Annotated in this window: 14 protein-coding genes; 5 read left to right on the forward strand and 9 right to left on the reverse strand. The window is 58.8% G+C overall.

Annotated features, from left to right (window positions below; translation table 11 throughout):
• The first annotated feature begins 210 nt into the window (after nucleotides 1–210).
• Entirely contained in the window at nucleotides 211–723 is a 513-nt protein-coding gene (locus EC9_RS02055) for a hypothetical protein (RefSeq protein WP_145341936.1), read from the forward strand.
• 119 nt (nucleotides 724–842) lie between these two features.
• On the opposite strand, the gene EC9_RS02060 is transcribed toward EC9_RS02055, so the two are convergent.
• The 8 genes from EC9_RS02060 to EC9_RS02095 form a co-directional block, all read right to left on the reverse strand.
• Nucleotides 843–2246: a DUF1552 domain-containing protein gene (locus EC9_RS02060; protein ID WP_145341938.1), complete on the reverse strand. Its 1404-nt coding sequence runs from the start codon at nucleotides 2244–2246 to the stop codon at nucleotides 843–845.
• A 44-nt stretch (nucleotides 2247–2290) separates the two neighbouring features.
• Complete coding sequence (locus tag EC9_RS02065; protein ID WP_246105913.1) at nucleotides 2291–5014, reverse strand: DUF1592 domain-containing protein; 2724 nt, start codon at nucleotides 5012–5014, stop codon at nucleotides 2291–2293.
• A gap of 370 nt (nucleotides 5015–5384) precedes the next feature.
• On the reverse strand, nucleotides 5385–6614 hold the full coding sequence (arsJ, locus tag EC9_RS02070; protein WP_145341940.1) for an organoarsenical effux MFS transporter ArsJ: 1230 nt from the start codon (nucleotides 6612–6614) through the stop codon (nucleotides 5385–5387).
• Between the two features lie 33 nt (nucleotides 6615–6647).
• Nucleotides 6648–7673 (reverse strand): ArsJ-associated glyceraldehyde-3-phosphate dehydrogenase, encoded by a 1026-nt coding sequence (locus EC9_RS02075; RefSeq protein WP_145341943.1) that lies wholly within the window; start codon nucleotides 7671–7673, stop codon nucleotides 6648–6650.
• Nucleotides 7670–8044 (reverse strand): ArsR/SmtB family transcription factor, encoded by a 375-nt coding sequence (locus EC9_RS02080; protein WP_145341945.1) that lies wholly within the window; start codon nucleotides 8042–8044, stop codon nucleotides 7670–7672. The genes EC9_RS02075 and EC9_RS02080 overlap by 4 nt, the downstream gene beginning before the upstream one ends.
• A gap of 308 nt (nucleotides 8045–8352) precedes the next feature.
• Entirely contained in the window at nucleotides 8353–9990 is a 1638-nt protein-coding gene (locus EC9_RS02085) for an ABC transporter permease (protein ID WP_145341947.1), read from the reverse strand.
• Nucleotides 9991–10271: 281 nt separating this feature from the next.
• The gene (locus EC9_RS02090; protein ID WP_145341949.1) at nucleotides 10272–14027 is read right to left on the reverse strand and encodes a hypothetical protein; all 3756 of its coding nucleotides are present in this window, start codon (nucleotides 14025–14027) and stop codon (nucleotides 10272–10274) included.
• A 12-nt stretch (nucleotides 14028–14039) separates the two neighbouring features.
• Nucleotides 14040–16178 carry a hypothetical protein gene (locus EC9_RS02095; RefSeq protein WP_145341951.1) on the reverse strand — a complete coding sequence of 713 codons (2139 nt, stop codon included), beginning with the start codon at nucleotides 16176–16178 and terminating at the stop codon, nucleotides 14040–14042.
• A gap of 206 nt (nucleotides 16179–16384) precedes the next feature.
• Here EC9_RS02095 and EC9_RS02100 point away from each other — a divergent pair, with 206 nt between their 5' ends.
• The 3 genes from EC9_RS02100 to EC9_RS02110 all read left to right on the forward strand — a co-directional run bounded on the left by EC9_RS02100 (nucleotide 16385) and on the right by EC9_RS02110 (nucleotide 20890).
• Entirely contained in the window at nucleotides 16385–17989 is a 1605-nt protein-coding gene (locus tag EC9_RS02100) for a serine/threonine-protein kinase (RefSeq protein WP_218934522.1), read from the forward strand.
• 67 nt (nucleotides 17990–18056) lie between these two features.
• Entirely contained in the window at nucleotides 18057–18449 is a 393-nt protein-coding gene (locus EC9_RS02105; protein ID WP_145341955.1) for a VOC family protein, read from the forward strand.
• A gap of 518 nt (nucleotides 18450–18967) precedes the next feature.
• Nucleotides 18968–20890 carry an SGNH/GDSL hydrolase family protein gene (locus EC9_RS02110; protein ID WP_145341957.1) on the forward strand — a complete coding sequence of 641 codons (1923 nt, stop codon included), beginning with the start codon at nucleotides 18968–18970 and terminating at the stop codon, nucleotides 20888–20890.
• A 165-nt stretch (nucleotides 20891–21055) separates the two neighbouring features.
• Here EC9_RS02110 and EC9_RS02115 read toward each other — a convergent pair whose 3' ends face one another.
• Nucleotides 21056–21967, reverse strand: a complete 912-nt coding sequence (locus EC9_RS02115) for a LamG domain-containing protein (RefSeq protein ID WP_145341959.1) — start codon at nucleotides 21965–21967, stop codon at nucleotides 21056–21058.
• A gap of 408 nt (nucleotides 21968–22375) precedes the next feature.
• On the opposite strand from EC9_RS02115, the gene EC9_RS02120 reads away from it, so the two are divergent.
• Complete coding sequence (locus EC9_RS02120; protein WP_145341961.1) at nucleotides 22376–22783, forward strand: hypothetical protein; 408 nt, start codon at nucleotides 22376–22378, stop codon at nucleotides 22781–22783.
• The last annotated feature ends 535 nt before the right edge of the window (nucleotides 22784–23318 follow it).

Consider the following 23318-nt stretch of genomic DNA (forward strand, 5'->3'; position numbering starts at 1 on the left):
GTCAGAGGGCTGCTAGCAAACAAATCTGCGGCAATCGGCATAATCGTTAAAGCCTGCCGGGCTTGGCAGCCGATCGGGAATCAAAGTGGAAGCGTATTGCCCGGATTTCGTGGCCTTTGTTTCCCAGCCGGGGGGCTGAGCGAATTGTTCAACGACGCAGCGAATCGCTGCTTGCAAATCCGTATCTACCCGCGATTGGGAAACCTCATCATGTCACCTCGCCGCTCGAATTGCTTGGTCGCTCCCCTGCTGGCTTTCTGCCTGCTGAACACCGGATGTGCTAGCCTGGCGCTCTTTCCGTCGGACGATAGCGATGCACCAAATGAGGCGACGCTACACGAATCGCCCGAGGCTGCGATGTTCCGAGCCGTGCAGACCGCGCGGCAAACCAATTCGATCGTCTTGCAAGTCGAAGGTGCCGAGAAGCCGATGCGAGTGATTCCGCTTCCCACCGATGGGAAGACTGTGTTCATGAACGACCTGCTTCGTCAGGCCGGATTGAAATCGAAATACAACGGGCTGGACATCGTCCTGTTGCGCAGCGGTGCCGGTGAGATGGATGGTGTGAAAATGGCCGTCACGTTCGACAGTAAAACAGGCCGCGTCAGCACCGGTACCGATTACGCACTTCGTCCTGGCGACCGGGTCACCGTTCGCAAAGTGCTGAACTCGACGATCCAAAACGTCTTGGATGGACTCATCCCGCCAGTCGCTCGCGGCTAGTGTCGCGCTGGAGTCGAGGCTTCAGCCGAACGCGCACACGATTCGATCATTGCTTCAGCCGAACACGCCCCACGGCTGAATCGGCTAGATCCTCGACACCAACTTCGGTGTCGTTTGAATTAAATGTTATCGATTGTGCCGGTGCTGTCGGCGAATGCTTGAGTGGGCGATCCGAGACGCTGCAGCATCGTGGCGAACAGGTTCGACAGCGGCGTGTCCTCGTGCGTGACTTTCTTCTGCCACGGTTCTTGCCCACCGTCCCAAGCACCGCCCTGTGGGTTGCTGCCAGCGTGGTCGATATATTGGCCATGCTTGAAGCCCATCTGTTTGCCCCCCGCCAGAATCAGCGGGTAGTTGCGGGACAGGTGGAAGGCGCTCGATGCCGATCCAAACAACAGCAGGGTGTTGTCCAACATCGTTCCCGTGCCAGCCGGTTCGGGAGTCTGTTTCAGCTTGCCGATGAATCGCCCGTATTCTTCGTTGAGGAACTGGCAATAGATGGCAAAGTTCTTCCAGCCGCCAGGGTTTTTGGTCTCGTGCGACAACGAATGTGCCAGGTTGAATCCAACGGCGCGAGCTAGGTGATCGCTTCGGCCGACGCCGTTTTCGCGACCGATCTGATAGGTGGCGACGCGAGTCGAATCGGTCTTGAACGCTAGATAGATCAACTCGAACATCGTTTGTAGGTACTCGCGAGGTTCGTCGGTCGTCAGTTCCAGGTTCAGGTGATCGCCATCGATCTTTGGTAGCGGAGCGTTGATCCAGCGTTTCGCCTTTTCGACTTTGATCTCCGCCTGGCGGACCGAGTCGAGGTATTCGTCCAGGTTCTGTTGGTCGGCGGAGGAGAGCGTCTTGCGCAGCGAACGCGCATCGACCAGCATGTCGTCCAGTGCGCTGCGGCTGAGGGCCAACCGGCGAGCTGAATCGCCGTCGCTCTTGACGAACAACATGTCGAAGATCTGTTTCGGGCGGTGTTCGGCGGGGATCGCCCGGCCGTTGCGATCGAACGAGATCGTGTGAGCGCCGCGAGCGGTCCCGGTGCCTCCGTCGGTCGACATCACCAACGATGCAAATCGCGTTTGGTCCCCCACAACCTTCACGTATTCTTGGTCCAACGAGATCGTGTTTGCGTATTCCATGTCGCCGCCGCCGGTGGCAGCTCCGGTTAGGAACTGGTCCGCGTTGTTGTGGCCATGCGAATTGCGGCTCTTCGGGTGCGAGAATCCCGACAAGACGGTTATTTCATCGCGCAGCGGTTCCAGTGGTTGCATGCACTTGGTGAATGTGAAATCGTCGCCGTTGCGATGGGGGAACCAAGCCCAGTCTTGGTAGGCGGGGTCTTCTGCCAGCGGCATCGGAACGCCGTCGGGGAAGTAGAAGCATCCCAGGCGTTTTGGATTCGCACGGGCTGCCGCGCCACGCGCTACCGGAGCGGCGAGAGATCCAAACATTGGCAGAGCCAATGCGAGGCCCGTTCCTCGCAGGAATCGTCGTCGATCGATGCGGTTCATGTTCAATTTCATAGCGTTGCTCCGCTGCGGTTGGGGGCGGTGAAGTTTGGTTGCGTCTATTGGGTTTGAAACAATTCGCTGGCAATGATCGTTTGAATCATCGTGGCGAGTCCGTCGCCACGGGATCGTACTTCGGCGGTGATCGTGTCGACATCGGCTCGATCGGCAAACGTCAGCGGTCGCCCGAGCGCGTAGGTGGTCAGCTTGTGGACCATCGCCCCGACAAATTGGTCTTGGCGGTTTTCTAACAGGAACCGCTTCAAGCCCTCCATCCCGTCGAGCGTCTCGCGGTTGAAAAGTTCGCTCGACGCAGAGACTGGTTTCCCATCGATCTCGTTTCGCCATCGCCCTAAGGCGTCGTAGTTTTCAAATGCGATTCCCCAGGGATCGATCTTCACGTGGCACGACATGCAGGCCGCGTGATTGCGGTGGTCTTCGATCCGCTCCTTCAGCGTCATCTTCGCGATCTCCGGATCGGCGAGATCGATTTGCGGAACCGCGGGAGGCGGCGGCGGTGGCGGATCGTTGAGGATGCTTTCCAGCAGCCAGACGCCTCGCTTCAGCGGATGGGAGTCGGGCCAATCGGAATTCATTGCCAACAGGCCAGCTTGAGTCAGGATGCCGCCACGTTTGAAGTCGCCATCTAACGCAACTCGCCGGAAATCATTCCCGCGCACTCCCTTCAGTCCATAGTGCCGGGCGAGTCGTTCATTAGCCATCGCGAAATCGGTGTGGATGAAGTTCAGGACGCTTTCGTCGTGCTTCAGCACCTCGTGAAACAACGCGATCGGTTCGTGCTGCATCGCTTCTTTCAGCAGCGGATCAAAGCCGCGGACGTTTTGTTTGATGTTCAAGAAATCGAGCAGTTGTAGATCCAGCCACTGATGGACAAACTGCTTCGCAAATCGCTCCGTGCGAGGATCCGCCAGCATTCGCTGGACCTGTTCGGTCAGCGTTTGCGAATCGGCCAGTTGCCCACTGTCGGCCAGCTCTAATAGTTCTTCATCGGGCAGGCTACACCACAGGAACATCGATAAACGTGTCGCCAATTCGTGTGGTGAGAGCGGTTGCCGTTCCGGTGGAGTCTCCGGCGTTTCATCGGGTTGGTTCTGTGCGATGTACAGAAAGTGAGACGACGAAAGGATCGTTGCCAGGACTTCGGTGACCGCTTCTTCAAAGCTGTTACATTGCGGTCGCAGCGTCTCGAACAGCTTAAGTTTCCGGCCGAGTTCGTCCTCGCTGATCGTGCGTCGCCACGCGCGGTGCATGAACGCGGCGATGATCTCTCGCGCGTAAGCCGGCTCATCGTCAGCGTTTTTGCTGTCGAAAAAGATCTTCTTGTGAGACGCCGGCGGCCATTGGTCGTAGACCGGCGCGGAGATCTCTACGTAGTCGACTTGAATGTCTCCTGGAGAGGCTGTGCTGTTGGCCAGGCGAATGTATTCCGACGGACTGGGCGTCACGCCCATCGGCGACGTCTTTCGCACGGAGTTGCGAGGGTAGATCTCGCCCAGCGGAAAATCCCATTGATAGATCTCCGGTTCGTCGGGCCCGGCGGTGATCAGCGTGTCTTGTTCGCTGACTCGGATCAGTGCTCGCCCCTCGTTGCTCGCTTGCCAACCGAACAGCATCTGCATGCTTGGGGCCGGGGAATCGTCGCTGGTGGTCCGCGAGGCGCGAACGCGAACTCGCATCGTTCCCTCGTCGGGGACTTGGTTCCCAAGTTCTACGATCAGCTTGGTGCCACGATTGGCTGGCAGGACGGCAACCGTATCGAACGATTCGGGAAACTCGGCCGGCGAGTCGGTCGGGGCGAAAGCGTATTTAGCTCCATAGTACTGCCACGTAGCCGCGGCGGTGCGGTCGGTCGACAGTTCGCGAAAGTAGGCTCCGCGATGCGATTGCTTAAACTTCGCATCCAGTTTGTCCAGTTCCTCCTGCTGCTTGGCAGGATCGTCCTTGAACTGTTTGGTTACCTTTTCGATCTCTTTAGCTTGCTTGGGCCATTCGAAGTTAGCCACATCTTTCATCGACACGCCCCAGTGACGCACGGCCGGCCGCTGGCCACGAACCGTGGCGCGAGCGAGTGCTGTTCGGGCGATCCGATGATAGGTTTCAAACTGCGAGACCGACATGTGCAGCAGTTCGGAACTGTTCTGAAAACCATCCTCCGAATGCGATTCCGGCGGCAGGTCTTTGGCAAAGTCCCAAGGCAGACCCAACAAGTCTTGCAATGCGTAGTTGTATTCGTAACGCGTCATCCGTCGAAACGCAGAATGCCCGCCCGATCGGCGTCGCACAGTCGACGCGACTTGCATTTCATTGGCCAGCCAGTTGACGACCTTTTCGCGATCCTCGTCCGTCAGTTCACCTTCGTCGGGCGGTGGCATTTCGCCTTTGCTGATCGCTGCAAAAACTTCGGTCCACCAGTCGACGTCTGCCCCCGACAAGAGATCGGGATCGAGCGTATCGATCCGCACGTTCCCCTCTTGCGCATCGGGGCCGTGGCAATCGACACAGGCTTGTTTCAAGATCGGCCCAATCGTCTCGCGGAACTCCGCCAGATCCGGTTCCGGATGAGCCGGAGGTTCCGCGCTCGGCTGCACGTTCTTGAATCGTGACTTCTGTGCGCCAACGGCTTTCAGTTCTTCAAGGCTCGGTCGCTCGTCGGCCACCGACGTATGCAATGTGGCAGTGCACATCGCCAGCAAAAGCCAAGCGATTAGCGGCAGGAAGCCTTTGTTGTCGCGCAGAGAGTATCGAGTATTTACGTCATTCATGCGTGAAGGCTGCGCCGAAAACGCAGCAGAAGGGCAGGGTGGGGGACCAAATTTGGCGGGCAATGGGGAGTGCGAAGCCGGTGGGCTCACAGCTTTAGCATATCGCAAACAGGTCAAGAAATCACGTGGAAAGACGAGTTTGAGCAGGGCAAATCGCCGTTTCAATTCGAGGTGTCAGCCGACATTCGCTAGCGTGTGCAGGCTGGTTTGCCTAAACGTAAACAGTGAATCGCCGTGCAAGCTTGAGCTGGACATCTTGGCGGGATCGATGCAATCGGCCGGGGTTTGAGCATTTCGGACGACAATTGAGAGCACGTGTTGGCTTGTGGTGTTTGGAGCGATTCTGCTTGGTCGACCGCTTTGAGAATCTCTAACCAGCGACCTCCGGGATCGGGGACCGCTGTGCGACGGGCAGGTAGAGCGTTAGCGCAGCGGCGGCCAGCACCAGGGCGGTCGACGTCCATAGGCATCCGGGCAATCCGCCAACCAAAAACATCACACCTGACAAAAGTGTTCCTGCAAGGCGGCCGCAGGCATTGGCCATGTAGTAGAACCCGACGTTCAACGCGACCTTGTCGGAGTCGGTGTAGGCGAGGATCAGGTAGGAATGGACGGAGGAATTGACGGCAAAGACAAATCCAAAAACTGTCAGTCCGATCAGGATGCTCGCCGAGGGATGGAAGTTCATCTGGATCGCAATCGATAGCAGCAGCGAGACCAGGAACAGCGCGAAGCCCCAGGTTTGAGCGGCGCGGGCGGCGCCGGCCGATCGGTTGATGAATCGCGGGGCGGATGCCTGCACGATTCCATATCCGATCACCCAAGCGGCTAGGAAGCCGCCGACGCCGGCAAAGCTCCAACCGAGCTGCGATGCGAGGAAGACGGGCAGGCCGACGACGAACCAAACATCGCGTGCTCCAAACAAGAAGAACCTCGCGAACGATAGGATGTTGATCTCGCGGCTCTTGGAGAACAGCTCGCGAAACTTGACCTTCGCCTTGGTCTTCCCCATATCCGCTTTTAGCATGGCGGCCGATAGTACCAGCACCACCGCCAACGCGGCGGCCATCGCCCACAGCGATGGGGCGAACCCAAGCCACTGCAACAGCACGCCGCCGAGCAGGAAGCCGAACCCCTTGAGTGCGTTTTTGCTGCCGGTGAGGATGGCGACCCATTTGAACAACCGCGACTCGGTCTCCGCCGCATCGCTCCCCTGTACGATCAGCTTGACCGCGCTTTTGGAGCTCATCTTCGTTAGATCTTTCGCCACCCCGGAGATCGCTTGGCTGGCCATCACATAAGCGACCGAAAGCCATGCGACCCAGTCCTGTTGGACAAACGAAAGCATCACTAGGGCGACGATCTGCGACGCCAGGCCGGCAAACAGCGTCACACGCAGGCCGTATCGGGCAGCGATCCAGCCGCCGAACAGATTGGTGATGATGCCGCAGAATTCGTACAGCAGGAAGAGGAACGCGAGGTTGACTGGAGAGTAGCCTAGCTGGTGAAAGTGCAGCAGCACCAACATCCGCAAGGCGCCATCGGTCAGCGTGAATCCCCAGTAGGCGGCCGTCACCAGGCCGTAGCTCTTCTTGTCCATATCGCTCGTTCCATCCACTCGAGGTGCGGGCCGCTACGCTGGTTGATGCGCTGGCAAACTGTTGGCAACTTTCTTTACCAACTCCATCATCCGGTTGGCGTATCCAACCTCGTTGTCGTACCAAACGAGAATCTTCACCATCGTCTCATCGATCATCATCGTCGACGGACCGTCGACGATTCCCGAACGGATGTCGTTGACATAGTCGGCCGAGACGAGCGGTTTGGACTCAAACCCCAAAATCCCTTGCAGCGTGCTTTGGGAAGCTTCTCGTAGCAGTGAATTCACCTCTTCGGCAGTCGACGGTCGCTGCAGCTCGAACACGCAATCGGTCAACGAAGAACTTAATAGCGGCACGCGAACCGCCAGCCCATTCAGCTTCCCTTCCAGTTCCGGGTAGATCATCGTGATCGCTTTCGCGGAACCGGTTGTGGTTGGGATCAGCGAGTTTAAGGCGGAACGTGCGCGACGCAGATCGGCGTGTGGCGCGTCGACGATGACCTGCGTATTGGTGACGTCGTGAAGTGTTGTGATCACGCCATGCTTGATCCCGATTTGTTCGTGAACCACTTTGACGACCGGAGCCAGGCAGTTCGTGGTGCAGGACGCCGCGGTCAACAGATGATGTTCGTCGGGATTGTAGAGGTGGTCGTTGCATCCCATCACAACGTTCAACGCACCCTCTTTCACAGGCGCGGCGACGACGACTTTTCGAACTCCCTGTTCGAAATAGGGGGCCAGCGTTTCGGAGGTGCGGAATTTCCCCGAGCTTTCCACGACGATGTCGACGTCCATGTCGCGCCATGGCACTTCGTCCGGCGTGCTGTAGCTGGAGAAACCGACGCGATTGCCGTCGACATGGATGGCGTCGTCGGACGATTCGATCTCTCCTCCCCAACGGCCGTGGACCGTGTCGAATTCCAGAAGGTGAGCCGCGGCGACGGCGCCCCCTTTGACTTCGTTGATGTGAACGATCTCGAAGTCGGGCCAGTCCCAAGCGGCGCGAAAACCGAGTCGTCCCATTCGACCAAATCCGTTGATTCCAATTCGGATACTCATTTGTCAGCCCCTTTTTGCGATGGCTTTTTTTTGTTGGTTTGCTTCTTCGACGCTGCGTCGCATCGGGTCGGAGTGCAGAGCTCCGGCCGCCCCTGGCAACAATCCTCGGTGAGGAATCCCATCAAGCAATTCATCCCTTGGACATTGATCGCATAGATCACCGATCGTCCCTCTTTGTGCGAAACGACAAGCCCCGCGTGCGAAAGCTCCTTCAAGTGGAAGGAGAGCGTGGCCGAAGGGATGCGAAGTTTTTCGGCGATTTGTCCAGCGGACAGCCCTTCGGGGCCTAGCTTGGCGAGCAACCGAAACACCTCCAGCCGAGATTCCTGGGCGAGTGCCGACAGCGCGATGACAGCTTCTTTTATTTCCATGATTCCAAATCTATGGAAATGTCAAATGGCGTCAATCGGAAAAGGGGAGGGCTTCATGGATTCTTAACAGGGGCTTGGCGGTATCGTCTTCTTTTTCGTCGCTTCAAGTTATTGTGCGATCGACAAAGTGCCTCGAGATTAACCGCGTTCGAGCTCCGCCTCCTGGAGACCTTGCGTGAAGCGGGATGGGGATTTGGCGGACTGAGTGGCTGTCAGTGCAATACTAAGGTAGGCCCCACACGCCAGCCCAAATGAATTGGCTGCGTCCGCGACGATTCCAAGGTCTAATCGCGTTTCGCGATGCCAGATCAATCGCCGCTGACGCGCCAGCGGGCTCGGAATAGCCAGATCATGATCCCCATCATGCTCGCTAGCAGGCAGATCGAGACGCCGAAGTAGGCGGCCAGAAGCGAGAGGTCGCCGACGTTGGCGATCTCGCTGCCGTCGAGGCTCAGGTCGGCGTTGAGCGGCACCGAGATGGCCGCCACAAACGGACTCGCCACGCCCCACCAACGCGATGCGTCGATCGTTTCGGGCGAGAAGTTGAGGATTCCCATCAACAGCACCGCCGCCACGGGGGCGACATATAAAATCAACAGGCTCAGATAGGTTGCCATCAGGCTAGTCGAGGTCTTGTGGAAGACGGTCGAACAGAACAACGCCACGACCGAATCGACTAAACAGACCATCAGCACGATCGCGAAAAACGACAATACCGCCAGCCAATTAGTCCAGTATTGCGGGACCATCAGCGTCGCTAGCAACAGCGGCCACAGCAGGAAGGAGGTCAGGACGGCGGAGATCCGAAAACCGGCGACCAGTTTGCCCCACAGAATCTTCCAAGGAGTGATCGTGGTCGTCAGCAGCAGGTCCAGGGTTTGGCGTTCGCGTTCGCCCGTCACGCTGCCGGCAGAAAAGACCGGGCCGACAAGCATGTTGAAGACGACGACATACACGGTGTAGAAGGCACACAGGTGCGAGCGGGCGAACAATAACAACGCCATCAACGGGATCGCCAAAAGCATGCTGATCTGGATCACCAGTCGCAGCATCAGCGTTCCTTGGCTGAAAATCTCGCTGTGGATCTCTTTGTCGTAGACCGGGTTGGCACCGTCGGCCATCAATTCGCGGCGACGCGGCGGCGCGAACAGTTTGTCGGGGAACTGGTCTCGTTGGATGACAAGGCCGACCGCCGTTTCGGCTTCGCGGTCCAGATCGACCACCTCTTTTCCTTCACTACCCATGTCGGGCGGATACAACATCCGGGCCGCCGCGTTGGCGCACAGCAGCAAAACCAAGGCGATCCCAAAGGCTGGGATCACGGTCACGGCGAGGTTCAATCGCAGCGCCCCTTCCTGTTCCAAGCTGGTCCAGAAGAGAACGCCTAACATCACCAGCGGAAGGATCACAAGATAGCTGACGACCAGCGATGCCGACGTGCGGCCGAAGTAACTGCTGCAGGCGACGCCGATCGCACCAAAGCAAACAACCGACACGATCAGCCCCAGGTAGGCGGCCAGCACTTCGTAGATACTCACGCCTCCCAGCGGCAGACACAACACGATGATCGGCAGCGAGGCGACGATCAACATGCCCAGATGGGTCAACGAAGCGACCATCTTGCCGAACACGATCGCGGTCGGCCGCAGCGGGCTGGCCAGCAGCATCTCATAGGTCTTGCGTTCTTTTTCGCCGGTGATCGTGCCGGCGGCAAAGCTGGGAGCCATCAGCGACGCCAGCACGTATTGGCCTAAGAAAAAGAGATCGACCAGCTTGCGAGCGCTCGGCGGATTCTGCGTCAGGTCCAACTTCTCGTCGGTCGGCCAGGCGACCAACACGACCGCGGCCAACAGCACCTGGTAGAGTGCCAGCAGGAAAAAAGCCCGATGCGTGCGGAGGTTGACGAGCAGTTCGCGTTGCAGGACGGGATTTTCAAACACAAACACGGGATCGATCCGTAGACGCAAGCAGTGGGAATGAAAAGTGCATCGTATCGTAGTGGATCTTGTTAAAAGATCCGTCAGCGCAGAGGATCTTTAACAAGGTCCACTACGTCTAAAAGGTTCTTCGCAACAAGGATCTTTAACAAGATCCACTACGTTTAGATCGGCCTGGAGACGTAGCGCCGGTCGGAGATGGCAATGACGAAGCGTTTGTTATAGTCGCAAACCGCGACCCTCGCACGCTGCCATCGTCGACTTTGCCGCTTCGCCCGCGTGACACTGCGTCAAGCTTCCCATTGGTTCATCCGCGTCGCGATCCGCCGCAGCGTCTCTTTATGCTTTTCGATCGCCATCAGACCGGCCAGCAACATCAGCCCCATCGTGATTCCGAACGCCCACCACGGCCAAACTTGATCGATCGCTCGCCCCGCGTGCCAGACCATGCTGATCAGCCCGACGACGACAAATCCGGTGCCGAGGTAGAGGAACGCCCGCACATGCATCACCACGCCGATCGCGATCCCGGCAAAAGCCAACAAGATCAGCACGATCGGCCCCCAGATGCTCGAACCAATCTGTTGGACGATCATGTCGGCGGTGCTGCCGATATAGATCGTCAGCGTCGCCGCATAGCGAACCGCCGTCACGATCTGCGGTCGCAGACGTTTGCGTTCGGCATGCACCGCCGCCAGCACGCAGGCCGCCGGAGGAATCAGCCACAGTTGCGGATGCTGCAAAAATCCCCAACCGGGATTCTGAGTCAACGTAACCCACAACGCTGCGTTGGCTGCGATGATCCCGGCGACTCGCGTGATCCGGTCTCCCGGCCAAAGCGCCGACAAGGCGAGATAGAAGACCGCCGCCAGCAACAGGACCACGTTGTACTGAATCTCGCTATCGGCAAAGATCCAGTCCTGCCCACGTCCTGTCAGCCAGAATCCGACCAGCGGAATCAGCGGCAGGAAGAGGGCTGAATTGCGCAGCGGTCCCAGCAACACGGCGTCCTCGCGTCGCTGAGCCCATGTCGATAGGCCAGCGCTGAGAAACGCAAGTGCCATCACGATGTAAGGCCAATATTCCCGCAGTCCCAGCGTGTCGGGCTGGCAGGCGAGTTTGTTCGCCACGGCCAGCAGCATTAAGACTTGAGCGGCGTAGACGAGTCCTTGGCGATGGGGAATCGTTAACCGTTCGGCGGCGGAGGCCAGGAACTTTCCCGGTGCGATCGCGATCAGCATCGCGAGCAAACTGAACAACGCGATCACCAAAGATGTCCCGACGACCAGGATCGTTGGGATCTGAGGGATCCCGACGCCATCGGTTCGCAGGACAACTTCCATCGCCAGCAGGCCGAACAATGCGATCGTCGCAACGCTCGCAGAAAAGATCGCAGATCGCCGGATCGGGGTGCTCCAACGTTCGGGATCGAGTGCCAGTATGCGCGGGGCGACCCAGGCGACCAGCGGGATCAACCACACCGACGCGATAAACAGACGCATTGTTTGGGCGAGGGCTCGCGCTTGGCCGAGGTCGACACCACGCACATCGGCGACCGAACCAAACATCGCCGCGATGCACAGCGAGCCGGCGGCCAACGTTCGCAATGTGTTCGACGCACTGTGACTGCCGATCCGGCCGATCGCAATTGCACAGGCGACGATCGATCCGATCCAGACCCATCGCCACAGCGGTTCGCCATGGTCGAAGATTGACGCCGCCGTTCCAAGCATCGCGAACAGGAGTGTTGCGACAAACAGGCCGCTCAGTTCCCGCCCGATCCCCGTTTCGCTGTCGCTTCGCCAGGGAAGTTGCCGCGCGGCAAGAAAGCGACTCAACATTGGATGCAGCGGCCACAACCACGCGGCGATCGCTGCGATCATGCCCAGGGTCAGTCCCGCGATCGGTAAGAACGCTTGTGAGTCGTGCTGCCAATGCGATGCGACAGTCATCACGATCGCGATCGATAGGCAGGCCGTGATCAGATAGGCGACTGTCACTTGCCCGCGGCTGTCCCAACGGATCGTCGACGCGGCGATGGCCAATAGGCCGACCGGCAACAGCAGGACCGCGGTATTTCCCATCCGTTCGATCGCGTGGATGCCAAGTTCAAAGCAGTGCGACGCGATTTCGGGAGTCAACATCGCCAACAGCATCGTCCCAACAAACAGAAGCACCGTGTCGATCTTGAATTTCGACAATTCGCCGCTAGCCACCGATCGTTTGAAAATGACAAACCGAGCCCGCCATAAAACGCCACACGAAAGCAGCCAGGCCGCGATTGTCAGCAGCATCGCTGTAAATCGCTGGCTGCCAACAATCGACTGCCAAACGGTTGTTGCATATTCACCGACTGCCCAGGTCAGCAGGATTCCCGAAACGATCGGCACTCCGCTGATCAGCCGGATGCCGCGACGCGATCCGCGATGCAATGTGACCGCCAGTCCGACCAGCGTGCCGATCGCCCATGGGATCAGCCAGAGGTTAGCTCGTGGCGCGTCCAATGCAACACTCAATAGACCGCTGGCGATCAGTAACCCCGATCCGGCAATTGGGATCGCGACGGCGCGGCGGTTTGAGATCGGCGTCGCCATGCTGACAGCGGCTGCAGCAACGGTGGCGGCCGACCAGATCGATAACATCACTCCCCACGCGACTGCCGCGTCTTCGGAACGCCAGGAAGCCCATGCGATTGCAGTTGTTGGAGCTGCCAAGATCATCCAGCCCGCCGCGTCGACCATGCCGCGCTGTCGCCGGCTGGCCACAAGCCAGAAAGCTCCGGCGGAGAGGATCAATGCCAGGCCCAACGCGTTGCTAGTCGTCGATCCGAGTACGGTGGGGACGCCCGACAGATGCCACGCGATCGCGGCGGTGGCCACGACGCTGGCGATCAAGCTGGCAGCGATCCCGATCGACGCGAGTTGCGATGTCGCTGTTGGCCAAGCATCGGGCCAGATCCGGAGGACCGGCAACGGATGGGGCGGCATGACGCTTGGTGATTCCTGTTGCCAGCGTTGCAGCCAGCGGACGACTCCGCTTCGCGCAGCGATCCGTTGAATCGCGGCCAAGGCGAAGCCGCTGATTCCCAGCAGGTGCAGACTGTTTACGGCGAGTCCTGTCGGTTCTCCGATCGCTGCGATCCCAGCGGTCATGAATCCGATGATGCCAACGGCCGCAGCAGCCAGCGAGAAATCGGCTCGCCGGTACCAGATCGCTTGCACTGCGAACCAGGCCGAACCAAGGAGCACGATCGCGGGGGCGAACCAGGCGGCGATCGGATCGATCACGCCACCAGAGATCAGCGGTTGCCAGATGCCAAAGACCAACAGAGCCGTCGTGGGAATTCCAGCCCACAGAGCTGCCGAGTTCCGTTGGCTCGCCAGCAGGCTGTTTTCGATCGAGCTGGCGAAGATCGTTTTCCGGATCGTTGCCGTTCGGATCGAGATGCCGATGGCGATGGCAAACAGCAGCGTCGCCGCAGCCAACGTCGGGACTTGGAATGCGGATGGAGAGAGCGTTACCGCCAACCATCCGACTGCAGCGTAGCAGAGCCACAGCAGCATGACCGCAGCGCTGCGAAGCGTATCGGCAAAGCGAAGTCGGCCGCGATGAAACACTCCGGCCGCCGTCGTTGCTGCAGCGAACAGGAACGCCGTGGCAGGGGCGATTCCAAATCGCTGCCAGCCGACGATCCAAGCTGCTGGTCCGTCCGGCGATTCGATCGCAATGTACAGCCCGATCGCTGTTAGGGCAGTGATCGATGCGAGCGTGATGCTGGACAAGCTGCCCGCAAATCCAATCTGCCGATGAACGCCGATCGGATGATCGTCTGGTTTAGGCCAAGCGGTTCGGGCTGCGAATTGCATCGCGTGCCAGAGCAGGGCGTAGCCGCCGGCGACCGCGACCAGCATCCACAACACGGTGCCGTCGATCCAGTGAAGTCCCGTGGTAAACACCGTCGGCTGGTAGGCGTGCAGACTCAGCGTCAGCCCGAGCAATCCAATCCCTTGCCCGCAGGCGAACCATTCTCGCTGCGCCCTTCGCATGGCAGCGAGGATTCAGACGATCGCGGTCGCGGAGACCATCGCAGCGCCGCGGATCGGTTCGAAGGGGACGATCAGGAGGGCAAAGCCCAACGCCAGTAGACCCGTTCCCTGTTGCCAGCGGTCGCAGTTTCGTAAACGCGGTTCGCTTGGATCGATGCTCGAAATACGTGGCAAGAAACGCCAAACCGATGCCAGGGCAAACATGCTGATCAGCAGCAGGCTGGCCGAGTCGCTGGCGGATCGAAGCATAAGCTCTATCGAGTCGAGCCAGTTCGTTTCGGGGCGACATGCCGCGATGCTGAAGGCTGCCAGACCGAGGCCACTCAAATGGATCGCCGCAGGTTGCTTCCAGGCTCCCGCCAGGCCGATCGCAAGCGACTGGATCAACAGGATCGCCAAGATCGCAGTCGGTGAGATCGACCCGGTCCAGGCCGACGGGCCGATCGCGACAGCCGCCGTGACGGCGAGGCCCAACACCGCGGCGGCGCCGCCGACGATTGCCGGCGGCCGCATCCAGTCGGATTGTTTGCGTAGCGTTGCCGCAATGGCTGCGAAGCCCGCTGCGATCAATGGCAGCAGAATCGCACTCTCCCCCGAAACGAATCGTCGCCACAATGGGAAGCTCGGATCCCAGCCGGTTCCCATGATCGCATTGCCTGCGATCAACAACAGGCCGGTCGCCGCGGTGGCGCTGGCGACATACAGCATCGTTGGCACGCGGAGCGCGATCGCAAGTGCGATCGAAAGGCCAGCGCAAAGTGCGGCCCAGGCGATCAGGTGCGTTTGCGAACTAAGCGTTGCAGGGAACAACGCGGCGACGATCACTCCGGCGATCATGATCGTGGCGGTCGCCAACAATCGCAGCACGCTTCCCGATTGCAGCGTGAATCGGTTCCGCACGTCGCAGCCGCAGGCCATCAGGGCCAGCACGGCGGGCAGCAGGCCAAAGGTCAACAGCACGATCGCTGTCAGGTCGCGCGGCAAATGGAAGGCAAAAAATCCGCTGACCACCGCCAGCGTGTAGATCGCCATTCCGACAAGCAGTCCAAATCGCCAGCCGGCGGGTGTCGACATCGGTCGGTTGCGTTTGCGGATCAACGCGGCGACGATCGCGGTTCCAATGACTGCCGACGGCAACAGGTTCAACCAAGCCGCATCGGCATTCCAGTGTCGGACAGCGGCCGGAATGAAGGGCATCAAAAACGAGGGGCCGCCAACGGCGAGACTCATCTGCCAGCGGTCGCGTCCGAAAATCGCTCGCCCGGCCAGCCACAACATCACGCTGTAAGCGATCGTTGCGATCGCGATCACGGCGAGCGTCAGCGGCTGCGTCAGCTGGACCGATCCACCGTCGCCCGTGGCCAGCGCAATCCCCGCGACGACATTCAGCGGAATCAACAGCGTTGCGATCACCAACACCGCACGGCTTGTATCCTTCAGATTCCATTTTCGCAGCGTGTAGAGTCCCGCCGCTTCGATGCCCGCGGTTCCCAACAGGAAGACCAACGAGGGCAGCAAGCGGTGCGTCTGCTGCATCGTGCTCCATAAACTGATCACCAATCCAACGCTGCAGATCACGATCAGCAATCCGGCTAGCAGTTCGCCCCAGCGGATGTTGTTCGATGCGAGGAAGCTTTGTAGTACGGCTCCCATCGCCCGCCGCGGTTTGTTCGTAACGGCGGCTTCCGCCGCGATGAACTCCGGTTCCTCTTCGGCCAATCGGTCCAGTGGATGTCTTTCCACGGCTGCCGGCGTAACTGCAGCCGTTTCAGCCGGTTCACGCGAATCGATCCGCGGTGGCGTGAGCGATTGCGGGGGAACGATTTCGGCGATGATCGGTTCGGGATCGGCAGCGGTCGAAGAGCCGCCGAGCTCTTCGGTTGGCTCGGGTTCCGCGTTCGCGGGCGTCGCCAAGCCGGCGAGCTCTCGCAGGCGTCGATGCTCTTTTTCGGTCAGCTTTCCCTGCCAATACATCGATGCGAGGATGCGGCCAAAGGAGAGCAGGTCTTCGTTGCGGTCGGGCGTTTTGTGGGAGATTCTTTGCGGGGCGTCGAAAATCTTGCGAATCAGGAAGGCTGCGACGGCCCAGATGCCGTGTCCGACCAGTGTCACAATCGTCATGATCAGCAGGAAATAGAAGAGCGGTTCCATGGCGACGACACGTTGTAGCAGATGAGTGGGATTTTGGGGCCCGCGGAACGGGGTTGGCCCTGTTTGTAAGTATGGCTTACGCAGTGGAGCCCATCGCGGGGCGGACGTTGCGCGAATCGGTGTCGATTGACCCGTTGTGGAAATCGGTGGACAATGGATCGCACGCCGATTCCCTTTTTTCGACTCTGCCCGTACCGAGAACGCTGTTGTCCGACGACGCTGAATTTGACGAACTGTTGGGGGAGATCTTTGAACGGATCGAGGCCGGGACGGGCCCGACTGCCGAAGAGTATCTGCAGCGTTATCCGCAGTTTGCGGACGAATTGACCGAGTTCTTTCGCAATCAGGCTTGGTTCGCCGCGCCTGCGTTGGCCGAAACGGTGGCTGGCGATTCCGAACCGATGGTCGCCGCGTCGCTTGTCGGTTGCGAGGTCGGGCCCTATCGATTGACCGAGGAGATCGCTCGCGGTGGGATGGGGGTCGTCTATCGCGCTCGTCAGACGGAACTCAACCGCGAGGTGGCTGTAAAGTTGATCAGCAGCGGTGCGATGGCGTCGGCCGAAGAGTTGCGACGGTTTCGCCAGGAGGCCGAAGCGGCGGCGCAGCTGCATCATCCCAACATCGTCCCGATTCACGACGTCGGCAGCTGGCGCGGGCAGACCTATTTTTCGATGACCTTGATCGAAGGGGAATCGCTGCAGGACTGGGTCGCGTCGCGGCGTTGCACGATCCAACAAGCGGTTGTAGCGGTTCGCGAGATCGCTCGCGCCGTCAGCTATGCACATCGCCGCGGGATCGTGCATCGCGATCTGAAGCCGGCGAACATCCTGGTCGATGGCGAGGGGAAGCCGATGCTGACCGATTTCGGGTTGGCCAAGTGGCAGCGCGACGGATCGGCGTTGACGCAGACCGGCCAGATCTTGGGGACGCCGAACTACATGAGTCCCGAGCAGGCGAGCGGTTCGACGAAGATCGGCCCCTCGGCGGACATCTATGCGTTGGGAGCTGTCCTCTATTCGCTGTTGACCGGCCAGCCTCCTCATTGTGGCGAATCGACTGTCGAGATTTTGACCAAGGTGTTGGGGTGTGAACCGGTTCCGCCGCGCGAACTAAATCGCGAGGTCTCGTCCGATCTGCAGCGGATCTGCATGGAGTGTTTGAACCATGATCCGAAGGAACGCTACGCCACGGCGGCGGAATTCGCCGACGACCTCGACCGCTATCTCAACGGCGATTCGATCTCCGCCGGCCATTCGGGAATGTTCTTGGAATTGGCTCGCACGCTGCGCCGCGACCAGCATTACGAACACTTCCGCAATTGGGGCAAGGCGTTGGTCTTGATGGGGCTGAGTATCTTTCTGGCGCACGTAGCGATCTTCGTGTTGGTTCGCCGCGGCCATTCGGATTGGGCCGCCTACTGGACGCCACGCTGCTACATGGCGGTGGCGCTGACGGCCGTTATCTACTACTACCGCAGCGGGACGTTGCGGGCGCGGAGTGTTGCCGAGCGACCGATCTGGTCGATTTGGATGGGGTACCTTGTCGCCTTGGGAACGATGAACGCGATCCTCACGCTGCGCGGGACCAGCCAGGTGGAAGTCTTTCCGTTTGCGTCGACCTTGGCCGCGTTTGGCTTCGTCGCATTGGGAGGCCACGTCTGGGGCGGCAGCTATTTATTGGGCGGCCTGTTTGTCGTCAACGCCTTGGTTTCGGTCTTCATCGGGCAATGGGCGATCTTGTCCTTCGGAGCCTGTTGGTTCCTCGCCCTGGCAGTGCTTGCGTACCGTTATCGAAAAGCTGCAGCGTCGTAAACCTGTTGGCTCAATTCCCAAACGGTTCTGCCAAAATCATCCAGCTTGAAGACGAATAGGAAACCGCATGAGTACCGAGAATGAAGCAGTCGATGTGCGATGCAACCTGCTGGTGATTCGATCTCGCCAGATCGATCAGGCAGCGAGTTTCTACGAAGCCCTTGGATTGCATTTCACCAAACATCGCCATGGCAGTGGGCCGGAGCACTATGCGTCGGAGACCGTTGGCCACACGTTTGAAATCTACCCATTGGCAGACAACGGCACGCCAACCACAGAGACACGAATCGGTTTTGCGGTAGCGCGAGTGGATGACGTTTTTGCAAGGCTAGTCGAAGCAGGTGGCAAGTCGATCAGTCCCCCCAAGCCATCGCCGTGGGGACGACGCGCCGTCGTCTGCGATCTCGATGGTCATCGCGTTGAATTGACTGCAACGACCTTAGGCGAGTCGGAGCGGTAGTCGAACTTGTCGTTTGCGGCGGGGCTCGTTCTTGGGACGTGAGAAATTCAGCTCCGGTTCAACGCGGCCCGGGCAGGTGAAGCAAATTTGGGGGCAGCCAATGTTTCCCGTTTGTGCGCACAGAGACACTAAGGCACGGAGATCAGGGACAAATTGCGTGGCCAGCGGTCGACTCCATGTGCAAGCAATGAAAACCCGTCTTCGCTCGGCTCCGTGCCTTGGTGCCTCCGTGCGAAACTCTGTTTATTGATATGTCGGCAGCGATACCCAGGCCGGAGCTTCGCTCCTCCTGCACGCGGTTTTAAGCCGCAGATGCGGCGATCGCATAAAGCCTGCGGCGCGAGCCGCAGGATCCCGGAAGCGATCGATCAAATGGGAGAGCCCCGGAGGCGGCGACCGTCGCGCTTAATCTGTCGCCGCCTCCGGGGATTGCTTGTGTCGAGAATCTTTTACGGCAGAATAGAGCTTCATCTGAAAATCACCAGTCGCGGCACCAAGTCAATAAGTGAGTACGACATATGCTTAAACCTTCTACGAAATACAACCTTCGGCAACTTGTTGGCATGTGCAGCGTGCTGCTGTTTACTGCCGGCTGGATGGTGGCCGATGCCGATGATTTGAGTGCTGATCAGGTTGGAACGCGTCCCGTCACGATCGTCACGTTAGGTGATTCGATTACCAAAGGGGTGCGATCGGGAGTGACGGCGGAGCAGACGTTTGCCGCACTGGTCGAGAAGGGGCTGCTGGAAAATGGGGTTAAGGCACGCGTCGTGAACGTCGGTATCGGTGGCGAGCGAACCGATCAGGCACTGAAGCGGCTGGATCAGATTGTTGAGCTTCCGGCTGAAAAGAAACAGCTTGCTGCGAACGCCTCCACACAGCCCGATATCGTGACGATCATGTACGGCACCAATGACAGCTATGTCGACAAGGGGAAGACGGCCAGTCGAATCACCGTGGACGCGTATCGCGACAACTTGCAGACGATGGTGGTTGAGCTGCTTCGGCGTGGCATTTTTCCTGTCCTGATGACGGAACCGCGTTGGTCCGACGAAGCTGCGGTCAATGGCGTGGGGGAGAATCCGAACGTTCGTCTGGAGCCGTTTGTTGTTGCCTGTCGTGAAACGGCAGCCAAGTGGCGGGTTCCGTTGATCGATCATTTTGCCGCGTGGACCGATGCCGGCAGCGCTGGCACCAATCTGCACCAATGGACCACCGATGGCTGTCATCCGAATCCGACAGGGCATCAGAAAATTGCGGATTTGATGTTGCCGGTACTTCAGCAGGCGGTGGGGCCCGAACTGAAGACTCGCCAGAAATTGGCCGCCGGAAAAAACGTACGCGTTGTCTGTTTCGGCGACAGCGTGACCGGTGTTTATTACCATAGCGGCAGCCGGCGTGCGTATACCGATATGTTGGGGATTGCTCTACGGAAGGCTGGGCCTCAGGCGAATATCGAAATGATAAACGCAGGGATCAGCGGCCACACCACCGAAAATGCGTTGGCTCGCATCGATCGCGATGTCATCGCTCACCGGCCCGATCTTGTCACTGTCATGTTCGGCTTGAACGATATGACGCGAGTTCCACTGGAAAAGTACAGCGAGAATCTGAAAGCGATCGTCTTGAAATGCCAGGCCGCTGGCAGCGAAGTCGTTCTGGCAACTCCGAATTGTGTCACGACGACCGCCGATCGTCCGACGGAAAAACTAATTCAGTATTGCGACGCCATTCGTCAGGTTGGCAGCGAATTGAATGTTCCCGTCTGTGATGTCTATCGAGAACTCGACGCCGCTCGAGAGCATGCGGCATTCGACTGGGGGCTGTTGATGAGCGACCCCATTCATCCGAACATGGCGGGTCACAAGCGGATCGCCACCTGTCTTGCTCAGTCGATCACTCGGCAACGTCATTCGCTCGACGAGGTTCCTGCCCCGTCGAATCCAATTGAAAGAACGCTGAAGTTGATCAGCGAAGGAAAGCCGGTTCGGATCCTCGCTATGCCTCCTTTTGACAAATCGATCGCCCCGGCTCTTCGGACGCTCTGGCCCGACGCTGAAATCACAGTCGATACGTGGCCGATCGAAAAACTCACGCTGGCCGAAATTGAAGCGTCTGCCAAGGGACGTGTGAGATCGCTAAAGCCCGACCTTGTCCTGATTTCCGTGCCTCGCAGCGCCGCGTCTGACAGCGACGAGGCGTTTGCCGAGTCTTACGCATGGATCATGAACTGGTCGTTGAACTTCGGTCCGCCGACCTGGGATGTTGTCGTCGTACATCCTGCGGTGACTGATATGACTTCAGAGCTTGCGGATCGCGATGATTTGATTCGCCGACTTGTCAATGCTCAGGACCTGTCGCTGATCGATCGCCCCGCAGGCAGCACTGCCACTGCGGAGGAAATCCTGCTCCAGTGGCTGCAGCCGTTTGCGAAGCGATGATCGACGACAAGTCGGAGGCTAGCGGGGCGTTGAAACACTCGATCAACAACCCGCTAAGCAGGTCGCATTGTGTTTTTTCGTGTAACCTAACCGCGAGCCCATCTGGGCCGCGCGACCCTGGAAGCGCGGGGCGATGCCCACGCGGTTAAACTAGAAACTTTCGGTTCACTTTGTCGCTGGCGGATGCAGGTCCCGGATGCCGTTCTTCAGGCTGTAGAGCTGTTTCACTTCTTCCTGATTCAGCGTGCGGTTGAATACGGCGAGATCATCCATGTGTCCGACGTAAGCCGCACCCAGGACAAGCAGCACCTGGGACGGATCCCAGCCGAAGGTCAGATCCCAGTTCTCGATCGACCCTTGTAGCTCGCCGTTCAGATACAAACGACCCGCTTGTGGTTTGCTTTTGTCGTTGACGTTCTCAAGAGTGAAGACAACGTGTGTCCATGCCTCGCGTGTAAACGGAGGACGTTCGACCTGAACCATTGGGCGTTTCGCAAATGGGATATCTGCCCAAGCAACATTGTCAGGGTTCCAGATTTGGAAGAGCGGGCGAATGGCATAACGGAAATAGCGTGGCGTTTCATCTTTTGAAAACTCAAGGAAGATGAACCCCTTTTTCCCGTTGTCGCCAACGATCTGAACGGGATCGCAGTAGCCCGGTTCGAGGTCCAAGTCAGGATTCAATTTCAACCAGACCGAAACCGTCGTGCTCCAGTTTTCATTGCTGTAACCAAGGGCGCCGGCGTCTCTAAATGCTGGCCGAAAACCACTCTTTTTCGTGAAATGTAAAGCACCTCCAAAACGTCCAGCTTCGGGAAGGAGCTTTGCATCCTCATTTGCTTCCGCACGCTGCAGTTCCCCGCCTTGTTTGACATAACAAGTTTTGTCGCCGGCAGAGAAGTCGGCGTCCAGGCCATTGTCGAACGAGGCGTGTAGCGTCAGGCTGTCACCGAGCGGAACGCTTTGAGCTTTGTCGTCATGCTGAGCCAATGCGACGGATGTCAGCATCGCCATGGCGATGGCGAAGCTGATGATTGGAACCGTGTGACGAATCGGATTTCCGATAGGAATTTTCATTGGGTGGGATCTCTTTGGTGAGTTGATCGTGGGAGGCGGGAACGTGACCTTGAAGGACACTCTTCGCAGGAGGACTTGAAATCATATTCCCTGCGCGTGCTCTTGTCACGGAATCCGACAGGCATCGCCGGGGAACATTCGTTCCAGAGTTCGATGGCTACCTCGGCAGTGGAGCCGTGAACGCGCCGATTCGAAACGTTGCAGCCGGCTGGGGACGGTCTGATTTGGCGCCGGAGGACGACACGCGAATTGCTGGCGACGTCAGTCGCCGGGAACGCGAGTTCGCATTGTTCCGGTTTTGCGGGTTGCTCGCGTCGACCGGGCTCGCTTCATGCAAGCGTTCGAATCGGCCGATCCATAACAAAGCATCGCCTTTATATCGAACCGAGACTTCGCGAGGATCGCGCCGTGTTAGCAAGAATTGCCTGTCTGTCGTTGGTTGCGCTGAGCGCCGTCCCCGCGTTGGCAGATCATCCCTATGGAAGTCTCGACCTGCCGCGGGTCGAGCTGTTCGACTGGGTCGAGCGGATCGAGCCGCTGTCGTATCGCGCCCGCTATAATCGGCCGCGTTATGTCGGTGGTAAGGTCGCTTTTTACATCGCGCCGAGCAGCCAAGGGGCGATGTCATGGCACGAGAATGTCCACAACGGGAACTACCGAAATCACGCCGGCCCAACGGTTAAGAAATATTATTATCCCAAGCCATGGGAAGCGTTGCAGGTTGGCCCCCGCAGCGCCACGCAAGGGCAATACAAAGTGATCGATGTCAGCCCGGCCGAAGTTGAATCGGTGATCATCGAACCGCCAGCCAACTGATTAGTGCACCGCCATCATCGCGGTTCCTACGCCAAACTAGGCAACTCTTGGCTACGACCGCGCTCATGTCTTCCTGTGCGCATCGAACTTCACCGTTTGTAAAGCGTGTTGGGAGGGGGACGAGCGCTAAGCGAGCAAGCGGCATCAAGGGCAGCCATCCTGCACAACGTTTGCAGCAGCGTTGAAGAGGTCGATTGGGAGGCGTGCTGGGAGTTAAAGGGGGGCAGGCTGGACCTTGCAAGGCGGCTGAATGAGGCTCATCTTTACTCTGCGGAGTCGGACCGATATGCGGGGATCCTACGACTGGTCCAAACTGCCACTCCTTCCGCGATCGCTTCGATATCTCGTAAATCGCCTGAAGGCCCGATCTTGAGGCCATCGCTCGGTCTCGTTGGCGTGGGGCGACTCCGGTGAGTTTCTCTTGCGTGCAAAGAGTTTTAGGTATTGGGCATTGGGTGCTGGCAGGTGAGGGCTCTTTGCGTTGTGTTCTCTTTTGGTTGTTGTTGCTGCGGAGGAACTTGCGGTCGGTCTGCCC

The sequence above is a fragment of the Rosistilla ulvae genome (assembly GCF_007741475.1).
Taxonomy (GTDB): Bacteria; Planctomycetota; Planctomycetia; order Pirellulales; family Pirellulaceae; genus Rosistilla; species Rosistilla ulvae.